Annotated in this window: 16 protein-coding genes; 11 read left to right on the forward strand and 5 right to left on the reverse strand. The window is 63.7% G+C overall.

Annotated elements, in window-relative coordinates:
* The first annotated feature begins 20 nt into the window (after positions 1–20).
* From KXJ60_RS17410 to adk, 3 genes are all read left to right on the forward strand, one after another.
* A complete protein-coding gene (locus tag KXJ60_RS17410; protein WP_291130944.1) occupies positions 21–227 on the forward strand; it encodes a Trm112 family protein in 207 nt (68 codons plus the stop codon).
* Positions 224–1012, forward strand: a complete 789-nt coding sequence (kdsB, locus tag KXJ60_RS17415) for a 3-deoxy-manno-octulosonate cytidylyltransferase (RefSeq protein ID WP_291130946.1) — start codon at positions 224–226, stop codon at positions 1010–1012. The genes KXJ60_RS17410 and kdsB overlap by 4 nt, the downstream gene beginning before the upstream one ends.
* Positions 1013–1168: 156 nt before the next feature.
* On the forward strand, positions 1169–1825 hold the full coding sequence (adk, locus tag KXJ60_RS17420) for an adenylate kinase (protein WP_291130948.1): 657 nt from the start codon (positions 1169–1171) through the stop codon (positions 1823–1825).
* A gap of 61 nt (positions 1826–1886) precedes the next feature.
* Here the strand turns inward: adk and KXJ60_RS17425 are convergent, their stop codons facing one another.
* Genes KXJ60_RS17425 through KXJ60_RS17435 form a run of 3 tightly spaced genes read right to left on the reverse strand, consistent with a single transcriptional unit; the run spans position 1887 to position 3764 of the window.
* Entirely contained in the window at positions 1887–2366 is a 480-nt protein-coding gene (locus tag KXJ60_RS17425; RefSeq protein WP_291130949.1) for a DUF6152 family protein, read from the reverse strand.
* A gap of 9 nt (positions 2367–2375) precedes the next feature.
* On the reverse strand, positions 2376–2795 hold the full coding sequence (locus KXJ60_RS17430) for a hypothetical protein (protein WP_291130950.1): 420 nt from the start codon (positions 2793–2795) through the stop codon (positions 2376–2378).
* Positions 2796–2798: 3 nt separating this feature from the next.
* Positions 2799–3764, reverse strand: a complete 966-nt coding sequence (locus KXJ60_RS17435; RefSeq protein ID WP_291130952.1) for an asparaginase — start codon at positions 3762–3764, stop codon at positions 2799–2801.
* A gap of 138 nt (positions 3765–3902) precedes the next feature.
* On the opposite strand from KXJ60_RS17435, the gene lexA reads away from it, so the two are divergent.
* From lexA to KXJ60_RS17450, 3 genes are all read left to right on the forward strand, one after another.
* Entirely contained in the window at positions 3903–4580 is a 678-nt protein-coding gene (gene lexA, locus KXJ60_RS17440) for a transcriptional repressor LexA (RefSeq protein ID WP_291131069.1), read from the forward strand.
* Between the two features lie 136 nt (positions 4581–4716).
* The gene (locus KXJ60_RS17445) at positions 4717–5082 is read left to right on the forward strand and encodes a hypothetical protein (RefSeq protein ID WP_291130953.1); all 366 of its coding nucleotides are present in this window, start codon (positions 4717–4719) and stop codon (positions 5080–5082) included.
* A gap of 92 nt (positions 5083–5174) precedes the next feature.
* On the forward strand, positions 5175–6182 hold the full coding sequence (locus KXJ60_RS17450; RefSeq protein ID WP_291130954.1) for a D-2-hydroxyacid dehydrogenase family protein: 1008 nt from the start codon (positions 5175–5177) through the stop codon (positions 6180–6182).
* A 34-nt stretch (positions 6183–6216) separates the two neighbouring features.
* On the opposite strand, the gene KXJ60_RS17455 is transcribed toward KXJ60_RS17450, so the two are convergent.
* Entirely contained in the window at positions 6217–8343 is a 2127-nt protein-coding gene (locus KXJ60_RS17455; protein WP_291130956.1) for a hypothetical protein, read from the reverse strand.
* Between the two features lie 76 nt (positions 8344–8419).
* On the opposite strand from KXJ60_RS17455, the gene KXJ60_RS17460 reads away from it, so the two are divergent.
* The 5 genes from KXJ60_RS17460 (at position 8420) to KXJ60_RS17480 (ending at position 14014) form a co-directional block, all read left to right on the forward strand.
* Positions 8420–9940, forward strand: a complete 1521-nt coding sequence (locus tag KXJ60_RS17460; protein ID WP_291130958.1) for a 3-hydroxyacyl-CoA dehydrogenase — start codon at positions 8420–8422, stop codon at positions 9938–9940.
* Positions 9941–9964: 24 nt separating this feature from the next.
* Positions 9965–10744 carry an oxepin-CoA hydrolase, alternative type gene (locus tag KXJ60_RS17465; protein ID WP_291130960.1) on the forward strand — a complete coding sequence of 260 codons (780 nt, stop codon included), beginning with the start codon at positions 9965–9967 and terminating at the stop codon, positions 10742–10744.
* A 104-nt stretch (positions 10745–10848) separates the two neighbouring features.
* On the forward strand, positions 10849–11568 hold the full coding sequence (locus KXJ60_RS17470) for a Crp/Fnr family transcriptional regulator (RefSeq protein ID WP_291130961.1): 720 nt from the start codon (positions 10849–10851) through the stop codon (positions 11566–11568).
* Between the two features lie 64 nt (positions 11569–11632).
* Positions 11633–12718: a phosphotransferase gene (locus KXJ60_RS17475; RefSeq protein ID WP_291130964.1), complete on the forward strand. Its 1086-nt coding sequence runs from the start codon at positions 11633–11635 to the stop codon at positions 12716–12718.
* A 36-nt stretch (positions 12719–12754) separates the two neighbouring features.
* A complete protein-coding gene (locus KXJ60_RS17480; RefSeq protein ID WP_291130965.1) occupies positions 12755–14014 on the forward strand; it encodes an acyl-CoA dehydrogenase family protein in 1260 nt (419 codons plus the stop codon).
* 6 nt (positions 14015–14020) lie between these two features.
* Here KXJ60_RS17480 and KXJ60_RS17485 read toward each other — a convergent pair whose 3' ends face one another.
* A complete protein-coding gene (locus KXJ60_RS17485) occupies positions 14021–14695 on the reverse strand; it encodes a hypothetical protein (RefSeq protein WP_291130967.1) in 675 nt (224 codons plus the stop codon).
* Positions 14696–14722 lie beyond the last annotated feature (27 nt).

Below are 14722 nucleotides of genomic sequence, written 5' to 3' on the forward strand. Positions count from 1 at the left end.
GCCACGACTATCATCGCGCCATGGATACCAAATTGCTTGAACTGCTGGTCTGCCCGGTCACCAAAGGTCCATTGATCTTTGACCGAGACAAGCAGGAACTCATCTCCCGCAGCGCACGTCTGGCTTACCCGGTACGGGATGGCATTCCGGTTCTGCTGGAGCATGAGGCGCGCACGATCAGCGATGAAGAGGCCGCGCGCCCCTCTGCGCCCTCCCCGCTGTCATGAGCACCCCGCCTGCGGTGGATGCGTTCACCGTATTGATCCCCGCTCGGCTGGCATCCACGCGTCTTCCCGACAAACCCTTGGCGGACATCGGCGGCATCCCGATGGTGGTGCGAGTGGCACAACGTGCCATGCAAAGTGCCGCCCGCCATTGCGTGGTCGCTGCGGACGATCCGCGCATCGTTGAGGCCTGCCAGGCACACGGCGTGCAGGCGCTGCTCACCCGAACGGACCACCCCTCAGGCAGCGACCGCCTGGCCGAGGCGTGTCACTTGCTCGGTTTGACCGACGACACCGTCGTGGTGAACGTTCAAGGGGACGAACCGCTGATCGAACCTGCGCTGATCAACGCTGTCGCGGCGGAGTTGCAACATCGATCCGACTGCGTGATGAGCACCGCGGCACACGCCATTGAAAGCACAAGCGAACTGCTCAACCCCAACGTCGTGAAAGTGGTGCTGGATCGAGCCCGGACCGCCCTGTACTTCAGCCGCGCGCCCATCCCATGGTGGCGCGATGGCATGGCTCCCGGTGGCACCGCACCCCACACACTGCCTTCCCCTGCCCCGCTGCGCCACGTGGGCATCTATGCGTACCGCACCGGATTTCTGCGGCAGTTTCCACAGCTGCAAGTGGCTCCGCTGGAGGTCACCGAGTCTCTGGAACAACTGCGCGTGCTGTGGCACGGCCATCGCATTGCCGTACACCTGACAGCGCATGCACCTGGCCCGGGGGTGGACACCCCGCAGGATTTGCAACGGGTGCGCGAGCTGCTTGCCAACAGCTGAAAACCCGGGCTTTCCCGCTCGCAGCGCCCTGCCTTTTTGTCAGCCAGCGCACAGGATGCGCGTGCTATCCTCGCCCGGTTGCCCCGGTGCCCACGGCCTGGGGCCGCCGCTCGGGACAAGCGGCCACGCCATTGAAACTCTGCAAAAAGGAAAGCGATGAGACTGATACTGTTGGGCGCCCCGGGCGCCGGCAAAGGAACGCAAGCGACGTTCATTTGCCAGAAGTACGGCATCCCCCAGATATCCACCGGCGACATGCTGCGCGCCGCCGTGAAAGCGGGCACGCCGCTCGGACAACAGGCCAAGTCAGTCATGGAATCGGGTGGGTTGGTCAGCGACGACCTCATCATCAATCTTGTCAAGGAGCGCATTGCCCAAGCGGACTGCGCCAACGGATTCCTGTTTGATGGCTTCCCGCGTACGATTCCGCAGGCCGATGCCATGAAGGCGGCCGGTGTCAAACTGGACTACGTGCTGGAAATCGATGTGCCGTTCGACGCCATCATCGAACGCATGAGTGGCCGCCGGTCCCACCCCGCCTCCGGCCGCACGTATCACGTCAAGTTCAACCCGCCCAAGGTCGACGGCAAGGACGATGTGACCGGTGAACCGCTGATTCAGCGAGACGATGACAAGGAAGAAACTGTCAAGAAGCGCCTTGAGGTGTACAGCGCTCAAACCCGCCCGCTGGTCGACTACTACAGCGCGTGGGCACGAAGCGACTCCGCTGGCGCACCCAGATACCGTGCCATCAGTGGCATGGGGACGGTCGATGACATCACCGCCCGGGCGCTGGAAGCGCTCTCCCGGTAACGCTCGCCGGCACCCACCTGTCCACCCGGCCATGCGCCGGGTTTTTTGTGTCATTCCAGCGTCATGCCGGGCTCGATCTCAAGCCGTACGCCTTGCCATCGAGAAAGACGTACTCGGCGCGCAGGATCGCCGCACCCGCTTCATCCTTGAACGTGAAGCCCACCACCGACAGCATCGCGCCTCGCTGGATCTCGGGCATTTGCCACTGTCCCAGGCGAAACAAAGGCGCCAGCTCGATTTCCCAGCGGCGATCACGCCGTGTCGGCAAAGCCGCCTTGGACAGCAGGGCCGCGCCATCCACGCCAGCCGTCTGAGCCGGCAAAGCACGTTGTGCCAGATCGGCGGGCAAGCGCAGCGCTTCAGGCAGCTCAAGCACAAGCTCCGCATGAGGATTTCGCCACTTGACCTCAACGGCGCGACCCTCAAGGTAAATCGGCCTTTCCTGATCGAAGCTGCTCCATCCATGGTGTGCCAGCGCGGCGCCGCCACATCCACCCAAGCCCATCAGCGCCCCGATTCGAATCACGTCGCGTCTTTGCATGCTCACCTCCTACACGTAGCCAATCCAACGGCCGCACGTCAGCACCAGCAGCCACAAGGCCGTTGACAACAACATCTGGACGCGTGCGGTGGCGTCCAGCAGGTGCAGCGAACGGCGGGCATGGAACCACCCGGCATTGCAACCTGCCAGCATGATCAACACCATTTTTGCTGTGAATACGCGATTGGCCAGCAGTTCCCCGGCCTGCGTTCCGAACATCAACAAACCCGAGATTCCAGCGAGACCGAAACCGACGACGGCCAGCCCGAGACTCAGTTGGGCCAGGGGTTCCACCGGCAATGCACGACCCCACCCCCACACGCGCAGCTCCAGCAGCGCAAGGTTGCCCAACAGCAAGGCCACGCCGAGCAGATGCGCGACTTCGAGCATGGGATAGGCCCATGCATGGGAACCGAGCGCGGCGAACATGGCTCAGCCGCCCAATAAATCCAGGGACAAGGCCAGACGGGCCTTGACCGGCGAAAGCCCCTGCGAATGGTCGTACGCCAGGCCCGGATGCGGCACCACCCGGCCATGCGCGCATCGGCTGGACAAAACCACGCGAACGCCCCGCGCCCGCGCATCGTCCAGTGCCTCCTTCAGATCGCGATGAACCGTGCCGTTGCCGGTCCCCGCGACGACGATTCCTCGCACCGGGCGCTGTGCATCCTGCGCGACAAGCGCTCGCACCATGTCGCCACCGCTGTCGGCGTGGCTGGTGACGAGTTCGACGCGTGGCAGAGCAGCGACTGAGAGGAACCGCTCAAGTTCACCAGCGTCCACCGGCGCAGCACCACCCTGTGGCCAGTCACGGAAGCGGCGCACCCGACCCTCCTCCACACAGGCGAGCGCCCCGGCATCCCCCGAATCGAATGCATCCAGCCGGTAGGTGTGGACCTTGGCCACATCCAACGCGGAATGCACCTGGCCAGCGCAAACAACCGATACACCACCTTGCGCCTGCTGCGCGACCGCGACCGCATCGATGAGGTTCTGCGGTCCGTCTGGCACCAACGCGCTGGCCGGGCGCATGGCACACGTCAGCACCACGGGCTTGATCGGTTGAAGCAGGCGCTGAAGCAGATAGGCGGTCTCTTCCAGCGTGTCGGTGCCGTGCGTCACGATCACAGACGAGATGTCGGGCTGACGGAGGTGATGCGCGACGCGTCTGACCAGCAACTGCCAGACGGACAGGCCCATGTCCTTGCTGTCCACTTGAGCGACCTGCTCCACTTCAAACCGCGAAGCACTCAGCGCGGGCACGGCGCTCACGAGATCTGCGACGTTCACTTGCCCCGCCGTGTAGCTCACGTTGTCGCTCGCCCGTTCCGCGCGGCCGGCAATCGTGCCGCCAGTGCCCAGAATCACGAGCCGCCCGGCTGCAGTTGAAGAAGACACTTGCCAATCCTTTGAAACTGGTTAAAAATACAGCCACTGGATAAGAAAACAGTGACCAAGGCTTCAGGCCCGCACCCGTTGATCCAGACGGCGCTTCCTTTTGGCATTCACGTTCCCGACGAGGTCCTCATGCTCGATATGCCCCACATTGCACCGAAGCTGACGGCGAGGCAGCAGCAAATCCTTGAGTTGATTCAGTCCGCCATCGCTCGCACAGGTGCGCCACCTACGCGGGCCGAGATCGCGAGCGAACTCGGCTTCAAGTCCGCCAACGCAGCAGAAGAGCATTTGCAGGCACTTGCGCGCAAAGGCGTGATCGAGCTTGTGAGTGGTACATCGCGTGGCATTCGCTTGCGCAGCGAAGACCTCCAATCCATCAACGACTCGCGGGGGCGCCAGCTTACACTGCCCCTGCCCAGCTTGTCCCAGCTGGTGCTGCCCTTGATTGGCCGCGTCGCCGCCGGCTCGCCCATCCTGGCGCAAGAGCATGTCGATCAAACGTACCAGATCGAACGGAGCCTGTTTCAGCGCACGCCCGATTACCTCCTGAAAGTGCGCGGCATGTCGATGCGAGACATCGGCATCATGGACGGCGACCTGCTCGCGGTGCAATCGGCGAAAGAGGCCAAGAACGGCCAGATCGTCGTGGCCCGCCTGGGCGAAGACGTCACCGTCAAGCGCTTCATGCGGCGCCAGCACCTGATTGAGCTGCACGCCGAAAACCCCGACTACAAAACCATCGTCGTCGAGCCAGGCGAGCCCTTTGAGATCGAAGGACTCGCGGTCGGTTTGATCCGCAACAGCTTTCAGCTGTGATGCATTGAATCCCCTTCGCCTCAGCAGGTGGCGGGCGTTTGGTCCAGCGCGGTGTACAGCCGGCAGCCAGGACACATCCCTGCGAAGGCGCTATTTTCAATCCTGCCTGTGTTCAACCCCACCTCTGGAGTTTCGCATGGGAAAAATCTTCAATACCAACACGTGGCGCGCTCCACTGCAGCTCATCGACTGCTGGCTTCCGTCTCCCGCCATTCGTCAAACCACCGCGGCCAACGAGCCCCTCGTCACAAGAGCGGTCCAGCGCTTTGCCCGTGCGGGTTGGCTGGGGCGAAGCGCCCCCTGTGATGCATTGGCCTGCCAACAGGTCACGACACCTTCACCCGACCCCTCTTCGCGCATTCGGGTGCTGCGTCAGGCCCGTCCTGCAGCTGCGCGCGGCGCGCGTGTGGGTCTTGTGATTTCCGGCCCGATCGACGATGTGTGCGCCGAACTCGACCGCCTCGCAGACCAGGAGCGCAGGCTGTCCACCCGCGCTGCTTGAGACCTTCCCTGCCGCTCTCGCTCAAAGCGAAGGGGCTCGTAACGGAGATGCACAGCGTCCGATCGCCCGAAAGGTGAAGGCACAATAGGGTCATGAATATCGTGATCCTTGATGACTATCAGGACGCTGTGCGCAAGTTGCGTTGTGCCGAAAAGCTGGAGCCCTACCCGGCCAAAGTCTTCACCAACACCGTCAAAGGTGTAGGGCAGTTGTCCATTCGTTTGCGTGATGCGGACGTGCTCGTATTGATCCGCGAGCGCACCGCCATCACACGTCAACTGGTCGAGAAACTGCCGCGGCTCAAGCTGATTGCGCAGACGGGGCGCGTTGGAGCATACGTGGATGTCGCGGCCTGTACAGAGCGCGGCATTGCGGTCGCAGAGGGCATAGGCTCACCGGTGTCCACGGCCGAACTCACGTGGGCGCTCATTCTTGCTGCGATGCGGCGCATACCTCAGTACGTCTCCAACCTCAAACATGGTGCATGGCAGCAGGCCGGCTTGAAGGCGGCGGCAATGCCCGCCAATTTTGGTGTGGGCATGGTGTTGCGCGGCAAGACCCTGGGCGTATGGAGCTATGGGCGCATTGGCCAGATGGTGGCTGGTTATGGCCGCGCGTTTGGCATGCGGGTCGTTGTCTGGGGCAGTGAAGAGAGCCGAGCCCGGGCTGCATCAGACGGCTATGACGTCGCTCCAAGCAAAGCCGCCTTGTTTGAGACGGCCGACGTATTGAGCTTGCACTTGCGGTTGAGTGAACGCAACGCCGGTTGCGTCACCCCCGAAGATCTCGCCTGCATGAAAACCTCGGCCTTGCTCGTCAACACCTCGCGCGCCGAACTCATCCAGCCGGAAGCTCTGATTGCGGCCTTGAACAGGGGGCGCCCCGGCATGGCGGCCATCGATGTCTTTGAATCCGAGCCGATTCTGCAAGGACACGCCCTGCTGCGCCTGGAGAACTGCATCTGCACGCCCCACATCGGCTATGTCGAGCAGGACAGCTACGAGATGTACTTTTCCTCGGCGTTTGACAACGTCGTCAACTTCATCCGCGGCACCCCCACCAACATCGTCAATCCGGGTGCACTGCAAGTGCGTCGCTGACCCAGGCAGAAGCCTGCGGGCGAGACGCCAGCCTTCAATGTTTCGGGTCCGGCGTGGTGCCCGGTTCATCCGGTGGCATGAAGTCAAGCACTTCGAAATCGATCAGGTTGCTCAAGGGCGCGCCGGGGGCATCTGCCGCCTTGGCCGTCGGCTCCACCGGCGGCGACACTTCTGGCAAAGACGCCTCGAAAGCGGAGAACTCGGACAGATCGTTCAAGTTGATGTCCAGGCCCAGGTGAGACGACATGGGGACCAGCGCGTCCAACGGCATCGGTTCCGTATTGCGGCCGCCCACGCCCTCTTGGGCGTTGCGTGAGGCGGCAAACGCTGCGTCTTGCCGCCGCCCGTGCGCTTTCAACGGTTGCATGCTCGTGTTGCGAAATTCACTGCGCGGAGCGGCGAGCGCTTCATTGCGCGTGATGAGCTCCTTCGCAATCGCATGCAACAGCAGCAGCTCGCGATAGGCCTCCAGATCAAACACCTCGACGTGATCGTCGGTGGCGTCCCGGAAGATGGACTCCTCGATCAGATCCAGCACCCGCGGCTCTGGCCACAGGGACTGAATGCGGCTGAAGGCGGCTTCGTAGGCTTCCAGACCACGACCGCTGTCGGTGTAGTGATCGAACGGTGGCGCACCGGCATTGAAGACGTGGTTGAACTCGTCGCGCAGCTGCGTGTAGTCCTCGCGGCGGCCCAATCGGTGGTACAGCTTGAAAAGGTCGAGATAAGCCAGAGGACTGGGCTCGTGGCTTTCAGCGAGGTGATTGCGCAACACTTGAATCGCCTGCTCGTCTTCGCCAAGCGATACAAAGAAGTCCGCCTGCTGTTGGACGTCGAAGAGTTCCTCGGTGGCGACCGATCGCGACACACCCAGGGCGCTGGGGGAGAAATCCCTTCGCTCGCGAGGCTGCTCTCCCGCCGCTCCAACGTTGCCATGCGGCCCGTTGGCATCGTCTTGGGACGCAGGTACCGACTGCATGTCGTCCAGCGAAGAGTCTTGATCGAGGTTGAGATCGATGTCCGACCCTTCTTCTCGGGGCGCGACCGCAGCCTTCGACGGCGTGGATGCCGCCTGGCCGGGCACCGCTTGTGCGGCGATCTTGTCCTCGGGATGGGCCGACCACCAGGCGCGAGCGTCGGCACCTGCCGCCGGGCGCCGACGCAGGGCGAGCAGCAGTCCCAGCAAGGCCAGAAGCAGCATTGCGCCAAGCAAGTACACCAACCAGTTTCGGTAACGTTGGTCGCGCGCTTCAGCCAGTTGCGCCGTCAGATCACCGACGCTGCTCTGGGTTTGGGCCTGGGTCGCGCGCAACTGACTGGCTTCTGCCTCCAGCGCTGCGAGCTTTTGCGCGTCACGCAGAATGTCTTCCGGTGAGGCGTTGATCGCCTTCCAGAGAAGTCCTGCAGCGGCTCGCGCCTCCTCCGAGCCGTTGGGCTCACTGAGCAGCGAGGGCGACAGCTTCAAGGTCGGGCTGCGTTCAATGCCGGCATCGAGTTCAATGGGGTCCAGTTGAAGCCGTGGTGCTGCCGCGGGCGCCGGCTTGCGCACAACGCTGGGCGCGCGGGCTGGGTTGGGACGCCCGGCAACAGCGTTTTCAGACGCTGTGCGCGTGGCCGGTGGCGATGCCTGCCCGGTGGCGCTCGGGCGCTGCGTCACGTTTCGGGCGGGAGGCACAACGGGGCGAGGAACCGGGGATTCGGTCGTGCCAGGCGGTGCTGCCAGGGGCTGCGCCTGCGGCGGCACAGGCCGGACGGCGACGGGCGCAGGCGGCTTGGATGCCGACGCAGCGGGCTCGTTGATGGGGTCGGCGAGCAGAACAAACCGACGGGTAAAAGCCGTGTCGCAGCCGGCACGCACATACAGCGTGACGATGGGCTCATTGATGGGGAGCGTGGCCTGGATGCGCACAGACGCCTCGGCGTCGGGCGTATTTCTCTGGGTGCTGCTGCGCACCAAACCCGGCGACAGCTGGGCATCGCCGTAAAAGACATCGGCGTTGATGCACTGGTTGGTGAGATCTTCACCCGGAGCGAGCAGCACCTGCACACGAACATCGAGCGGCTGACCGATGACTGCAGCGCCGCTGTGGCGGCCAAGCGTTGCCGCCGAACCGCTCAATGCGGTTAATAGCAAAATACAGCCTGTCCATGTCTGGCGCACGTTGGATGTCCTTCGTTCTTACGTCGAATCATTTTGTCATAGCTCCAGACGCTCCCATTCCAAATACAACACACTTATGCAACCCATATTTCCCCAAACTGGCGTCGTGGGCACCGGCGCAATGGGCCGCGGCATCGCCCAAATGGCAGCACAGGCGGGCAGCGAGGTCTGGCTGTTCGATGTTCAGGAAGGCGCTGCCGAGGCGGCCAAACAGGCGCTGCAAACGACCTGGCAATCGCTTGTGAGCAAAAACCGCATGCAGCCAGGCGAGATGGAAGCCTGCCTGCAGCGGCTGCATCTGGCCACGCGGCTGACCGACCTGTCTCCCTGCGATCTGGTGGTGGAAGCGGTGGTGGAACGGCTGGACGTGAAGCAACGCCTGTTTGCGGATCTGGAGGGCATCGTGGGACCCGATGCGGTGCTGGCGACCAACACCTCTTCGCTGTCTGTCACGTCTATCGGGGCCGCACTGAAGCGCCCGGGCCAATTCGCCGGGTACCACTTCTTCAATCCGGTGCCGCTGATGAAGGTGGTGGAGGTCATTGCCGGGCTCAAGACCAACGACTCGGTTTGCCAGCGCCTCACGGCCTATGCAAGGCAGTTCGGTCACACGCCGGTGTCAGCGCAAGACACGCCTGGCTTCATCGTGAACCACGCAGGCCGTGGTTACGGTACGGAGGCCTTGCGGGTGGTGGGCGAGCGCGTGGCGGACTTCGCGACCGTTGACCGCATCCTCAAGGACCAGATCGGCTTCAAGCTGGGGCCTTTCGAGCTGATGGACCTCACGGCGCTGGACGTCTCCCACCCCGTGATGGAGTCGATTTACCACCAGTATTTCGAGGAACCTCGGTACCGCCCCAGTGTGATTACCGCGCAACGACTCGCTGGCGGCGTCGTCGGCAAAAAGGTTGGCGAAGGGTTCTATACCTACGACAAGGGCGTGGCTCAGGTGCCAGCCGAGCCCCCGGTGCCGAGCGTGACCGAATGGCCTCCCGTGTGGGTATCGCCCAAGGCATCGCGCCGGGCAGAGCTGTACCAGCTGCTGAAGGACCTCGGTGCGCGCATCGAAACCGCTGCGGCGCCCTCTGCCGCCGCGCTGATTCTGGTCGCACCGCTGGGCCTGGACGTGACCACCCTCGCCGCCGTTGAAAGGCTGGATGCCACGCGCACCCTGGGCATTGACATGATGCTCGACGACGCCTCGACGAAACGCCGCGTGCTGGCGACCAACCCGGCCACCCGCGCCGACATGCGCGACGCCGCCCACGCCCTGTTCGCGAGCGACGGCAAGGCGGTGAGCGTGGTGCGCGACAGCGGAGGCTTCGTCACGCAGCGTGTGGTAGCCACCATCGTCAACATCGCCACCGACATGTGCCAGCAAGGCATCTGCTCGCCAGCCGATCTGGACATTGCGGTCACGCTGGGCCTGGGTTACCCGGCAGGCCCCCTGGCTTTGGGCGACCGCATTGGCCCGACCAACCTGCTGGAGATCCTGTTCAACCTGCAGACGGTATACGGCGATCCGCGCTACCGCCCCTCGCCCTGGTTGCGCCGCCGCGGCGCCTTGGGCCTGAGCCTGACGCACGAAGAAGCCTGACCCTCGCACGGACGCCACACACGCATGACCGCCAGCCTCAAAAGCCACAGCCATGGTCACACCATGGTGCTGACCATCAGCAACCCCGAGAACCGCAACGCACTCGGCCCCGACATGTATGCCGCGGGTGTCGAGGCACTCAATGTGGCTGAAAGCAGCCCGGACGTGCGCAGCGTGGTGATCACCGGTGAAGGGGCGCACTTCTGTGCGGGTGGCAACCTTCAGCGCCTGCTGGCCAACCGGCAGCTGCCGCCCGAAGTGCAGGCGCAAAGCATCGAAGGGCTACACAACTGGATCGAGACCATCCGTGCGTTTCCCAAACCCGTGGTGGCAGCGGTGGAAGGGGCTTGCGCAGGCGCGGGCTTCTCGCTCGCATTGGCGTGCGACCTGATCGTGGCAGCGCAAAACAGCGTGTTTGTCATGTCGTACAGCAGCGTGGGACTGTCGCCTGACGGTGGCGCGACCTGGAGTCTCATGCGCGCCCTGCCCCGCGCCACTGCGCTGCAATTGCTCCTGCTGGGCGAGCGTGCTGGCGCGCAGCGCCTTCAAGAGCTTGGCCTGGTCAGTCAGGTCAGCGCATCGGGCGAGTCGCTGCAAGACGCGCTGGCGCTGTGCGAACGCCTCAACGCACGCGCACCCAACGCACTGGCCAGCATCAAGGAGCTTGCCAACGACGCGCAGCAGGTTTCACTGCACGCGCAGCTGGCCTCGGAACGCGATCACTTCGTGCGCAACCTGCACCACGCCAATGCCGGTGAAGGCATCGCCGCCTTCATTGAAAAGCGAACAGCCACCTACCGCTGAAGTCAGCAAGCGGTCTCGTCGCGCTTGTGCGCGCATACCCTGATCGTCTCGCCGCGTCCCAGTGGCGACAATGAACGCTTTCCCAGTCACTCAAAAGACAGCCCATGGACGAACCGATTCTGACAATGGAAGAACGCGAGGCGATCAACAGTGGTCGCTGGTTCAACAGCCTTTCTCCTTCCCTGCGTCACGACATACTCCGATGCGCCCACGTCAAGCGATTCAAGGACGGCGACCTGATCGTCGCCCGAGGCGACCCACCGACCGAGTGGACGGCCGTGGCGCGCGGCGCCGTGCGGGTGAGTTCGACCTCGCTCTCAGGCAAGCAGATCACGCTGACCTATGTGGAACCGGGTGTGTGGTTTGGCGACGTGGCGATGTTCGACGGCGATCAGCGCACACACGACGCCTATGCACACGGCGCCACCACGCTGATGTGTGTGGCGCGAACCGATTTCCAGAAGATTCTGGCCACGCACGTGGAGCTTTACGAAGCGTTGATGCGGCTGCAGGCGCGGCGCATCCGCACGCTGTTCGGACTGGTCGAGGACCTCAACACCCTGCCGCTGCGCGCCCGACTGGCCAAGCAGTTGCTGCACCTGGTGCGCAGCTACGGCGTACCGTGCCTGGCCGATGGCAGCGAGATGCGCATCGGTCTGCAACTGGCGCAGGAAGAGCTGGCGCAACTGTTGGGCGCGTCCCGGCAGCGGGTGAATCAGGAACTCAAATCCATGGAGCGCGAGGATGCCATCCGCATCGAGCAAGGCGGTGTGGTGGTGCGCAACCGCGACATGCTGATGCGCATCGCAGAAGCAGAGACCTGACGCCTGCGATGTCGCATCGTCGGGTGAAGGAAGTCCCATCACCAACGGCTATGAGCCCTAACGCATGAGCGACACGCAGAACTTTTCCGGCACTCGTCCCGTCGCGAGCCAGCACACCTTTGACATCAGCGCGCTCGAGCAATGGCTGCAACCTCGGCTCCCGGGCTTCGCCGGGCCGCTGACGGTGGAGATGTTCAAGGGCGGCCAGTCCAACCCAACATACAAGCTCATCACGCCAAGCCGCGCGTACGTGATGCGCGCCAAGCCTGGACCCGTCGCGAGGTTGCTGCCTTCCGCGCACGCGATCGAGCGCGAATTCCGCGTGATGAGCGCGCTGCGCGACACCGGCGTGCCCGTGGCCGAGATGATGGTGTTGTGCGAAGACGAGTCGGTGATCGGCCGGGCCTTCTACATCATGGAATGCGTGGAAGGCCGCGTGCTCTGGGAGCAATCGCTGCCCGGCGTGGACCGCGCGCAGCGCGGCGCCATCTACGACGAAATGAACCGCGTCATGGCGGCGCTGCACACGGTCAAGCCCACCGCCATCGGACTCACAGACTACGGCAAACCGGGCAACTATTTCGAGCGCCAGATTGGTCGCTGGAGCAAGCAATACCAGGCATCCATCACGCAGCCCATCCCCGAGATGGATTGGCTGATGGACTGGCTGCCGAAAAACATCCCCGCCATGGCCCGCGACGAGTCCATGGTCGCGATCGTGCACGGCGACTTCCGCCTGGACAACCTCATGTTCCACCCCACTGAGCCTCGCGTGCTCGCTGTGCTGGACTGGGAGCTCTCGACCCTGGGCCACCCCCTGGCCGACTTCAGCTACCACTGCATGTCCTGGCACATTCCGCCGGGCACGTTTCGCGGCGTCAATGGCCTCGATCTGGTCGAGCTGGGCATTCCCAGCGAGGCGGAGTACATCACCCGATATTGCGAACGCACCGGCATTGCGACGCCGGCACAGCTTCAGGCCGACTGGAACTTCTACCTCGCCTACAACATGTTCCGTCTGGCGGCCATCCTGCAAGGCATTGCCAAGCGGGTGGAAGCTGGAACGGCCTCCAACGAACAGGCGGTGAAGTCGGCCGCCGGCGCCCGCCCCATGGCAGAGATGGCCTGGCGATTCGCCAGCACCCGTTGAGCCGCTTCGCACACATACCCTTCCACTGGAGACCCCATGAATTTCGACTACACCGACAAAGTCAAGGACATGCGCGAGCGCCTGCTGGCGTTCATGGATGAACACATCTACCCGAACGAAGCGCGCTTCTACAGCGAAATCGCAGCCAACCGCGCCAAGGGCAACGCCTGGGTTCCGACCACGATCGTCGAAGAGCTCAAACCGAAGGCGCTCAAGGCGGGCCTGTGGAACCTGTTCCTGCCACGCAGCCCGCGCGCACCGCAAGGCCTGTCGAATCTCGAATACGCGCCCATGTGCGAGATCATGGGTCGCGTGCCATTCGCTGCCGAGATCTTCAACTGCTCGGCTCCCGACACCGGCAACATGGAGACGCTGGAGCGTTACGCCAGCGAAGCCCTGAAGGACGAGTGGCTCGAACCGCTGTTGCGCGGTGAGATCCGCTCCGCCTTCCTCATGACCGAGCCCGAAGTCGCGTCGTCGGATGCCACCAACATCCAGTGCCGCATCGAGCGCGATGGCGATCACTACGTCATCAACGGCCGCAAGTGGTGGTCGTCGGGTGCGGGTGACCCACGCTGTGCGGTGTATATCGTGATGGGCAAGACCAACCCCGATGCGCCGCGCCATTCACAGCAGTCCATGATCGTGGTGCCCGCCAACAGCAAGGGCATCACCGTGGTGCGCCCGCTCTCGGTGTTTGGCTACGACGATGCACCACACGGCCACATGGAAGTGATCCTCAAGGACGTGCGCGTGCCGGTGGGCAACCTGCTGCTTGGCGAAGGTCGCGGTTTCGAGATTGCGCAAGGTCGCCTGGGCCCTGGGCGCATTCACCACTGCATGCGCTCCATCGGTGCAGCCGAGCGAGCGCTGGAACTCATGTGCCAGCGGCTGAACAGCCGGGTGGCCTTCGGCAAACCGGTGTCCGCACAGTCGGTGTGGCACGAACGCATTGCCGACGCACGATGCCGCATCGAGATGGCGCGCCTGCTCACGCTGAAGGCCGCCTACATGATGGACACCGTTGGCAACAAGGTGGCCAAGGCGGAGATCGCCATGATCAAGGTCGTGGCGCCCAACATGGCCTGCGACATCATCGACATGGCCATTCAGGCACATGGCGGCGGCGGCGTCAGCGATGACTTTCCGCTGGCCTACGCTTACGCCGGTCAGCGCACGCTGCGGCTGGCCGACGGTCCGGACGAAGTGCACCGCCAGTCCATCGCCAAGCTTGAGCTGGCCAAACACATGGCGATCAAGACCGACGTGGACATGCCGGTCACCCGCGGCTTCTGAAGCGGATCAGCCCGAGGGCATCAGCCCGCGGGCGCGCTCGCTGAATCGGCGAAACAGCTCGAACGCATGCACCGTGGTGTCGGTGTCTCTGGGCTGGTCGATCTGCATGCGGAGGTAGGCCTTGCCTCGCAGCAGCATCAGCATCAGGGGCGTCTGCGGGCTCAGCCCTTCGCCGGGCCATTCCATGAGGTCGCGCTGGGCATCGGCGTCGATCCAGTGGCGTGCCATGTCGGGCTCATCGGTCAGCACGGCGTAGCGGGCCGCAAAGTGTCGATCGGGTCCGTTGTTCCAGCCCGCATCGCGGTACATCGACAACCAACGGATTTCGTCCGGCACGGCCTGCGCCGTGGTTTGCAGCGTGTCGGTGTACTGCGCGTACAACTCGCTCGCCCATGACTCCAGGCGATGCTTGAGCGGACGGTTCAACACCACCACATTCCCCGGCATCGACATCCCGAGGTCCACGCGCCCATTGAGCTCCAGGCCTTGAATGAAGGGCCGCGACGGCGCGCCGCAATCCATGCGAGCGGGTTGACCATGCCACGCTCCCGTCATCGTGTACGCGCCACCCGCCTGCGGCGTGAAACTCAAACCGTGCGCCTGCGCCCAAGCCTTGAGCGGCACCGATCGCCCGTCTGACCACGACCGACGCACCCAGGCGTTTTTCAAACCTTCAAACATGGATTCTCAAATTCCCGTAGAGTGATT

The organism is Hydrogenophaga sp. (genome assembly GCF_019264445.1).
In the GTDB taxonomy this organism is placed as follows: Bacteria; Pseudomonadota; Gammaproteobacteria; order Burkholderiales; family Burkholderiaceae_C; genus Hydrogenophaga.

Bases quoted from the DNA above. Each gene is read 5' to 3' on its own strand.
- KXJ60_RS17460 (WP_291130958.1), top strand. From the start codon at position 8,420: ATGCAACCCATATTTCCCCAAACTGGCGTCGTGGGCACCGGCGCAATG.
- KXJ60_RS17475 (WP_291130964.1), top strand. From the start codon at position 11,633: ATGAGCGACACGCAGAACTTTTCCGGCACTCGTCCCGTCGCGAGCCAG.
- KXJ60_RS17430 (WP_291130950.1), bottom strand. From the start codon at position 2,795: ATGTTCGCCGCGCTCGGTTCCCATGCATGGGCCTATCCCATGCTCGAA.
- lexA (WP_291131069.1), top strand. From the start codon at position 3,903: ATGCCCCACATTGCACCGAAGCTGACGGCGAGGCAGCAGCAAATCCTT.
- KXJ60_RS17410 (WP_291130944.1), top strand. From the start codon at position 21: ATGGATACCAAATTGCTTGAACTGCTGGTCTGCCCGGTCACCAAAGGT.
- KXJ60_RS17470 (WP_291130961.1), top strand. From the start codon at position 10,849: ATGGACGAACCGATTCTGACAATGGAAGAACGCGAGGCGATCAACAGT.
- KXJ60_RS17425 (WP_291130949.1), bottom strand. From the start codon at position 2,366: ATGCAAAGACGCGACGTGATTCGAATCGGGGCGCTGATGGGCTTGGGT.
- KXJ60_RS17450 (WP_291130954.1), top strand. From the start codon at position 5,175: ATGAATATCGTGATCCTTGATGACTATCAGGACGCTGTGCGCAAGTTG.
- KXJ60_RS17465 (WP_291130960.1), top strand. From the start codon at position 9,965: ATGACCGCCAGCCTCAAAAGCCACAGCCATGGTCACACCATGGTGCTG.
- KXJ60_RS17485 (WP_291130967.1), bottom strand. From the start codon at position 14,695: ATGTTTGAAGGTTTGAAAAACGCCTGGGTGCGTCGGTCGTGGTCAGAC.
- kdsB (WP_291130946.1), top strand. From the start codon at position 224: ATGAGCACCCCGCCTGCGGTGGATGCGTTCACCGTATTGATCCCCGCT.
- adk (WP_291130948.1), top strand. From the start codon at position 1,169: ATGAGACTGATACTGTTGGGCGCCCCGGGCGCCGGCAAAGGAACGCAA.
- KXJ60_RS17480 (WP_291130965.1), top strand. From the start codon at position 12,755: ATGAATTTCGACTACACCGACAAAGTCAAGGACATGCGCGAGCGCCTG.
- KXJ60_RS17445 (WP_291130953.1), top strand. From the start codon at position 4,717: ATGGGAAAAATCTTCAATACCAACACGTGGCGCGCTCCACTGCAGCTC.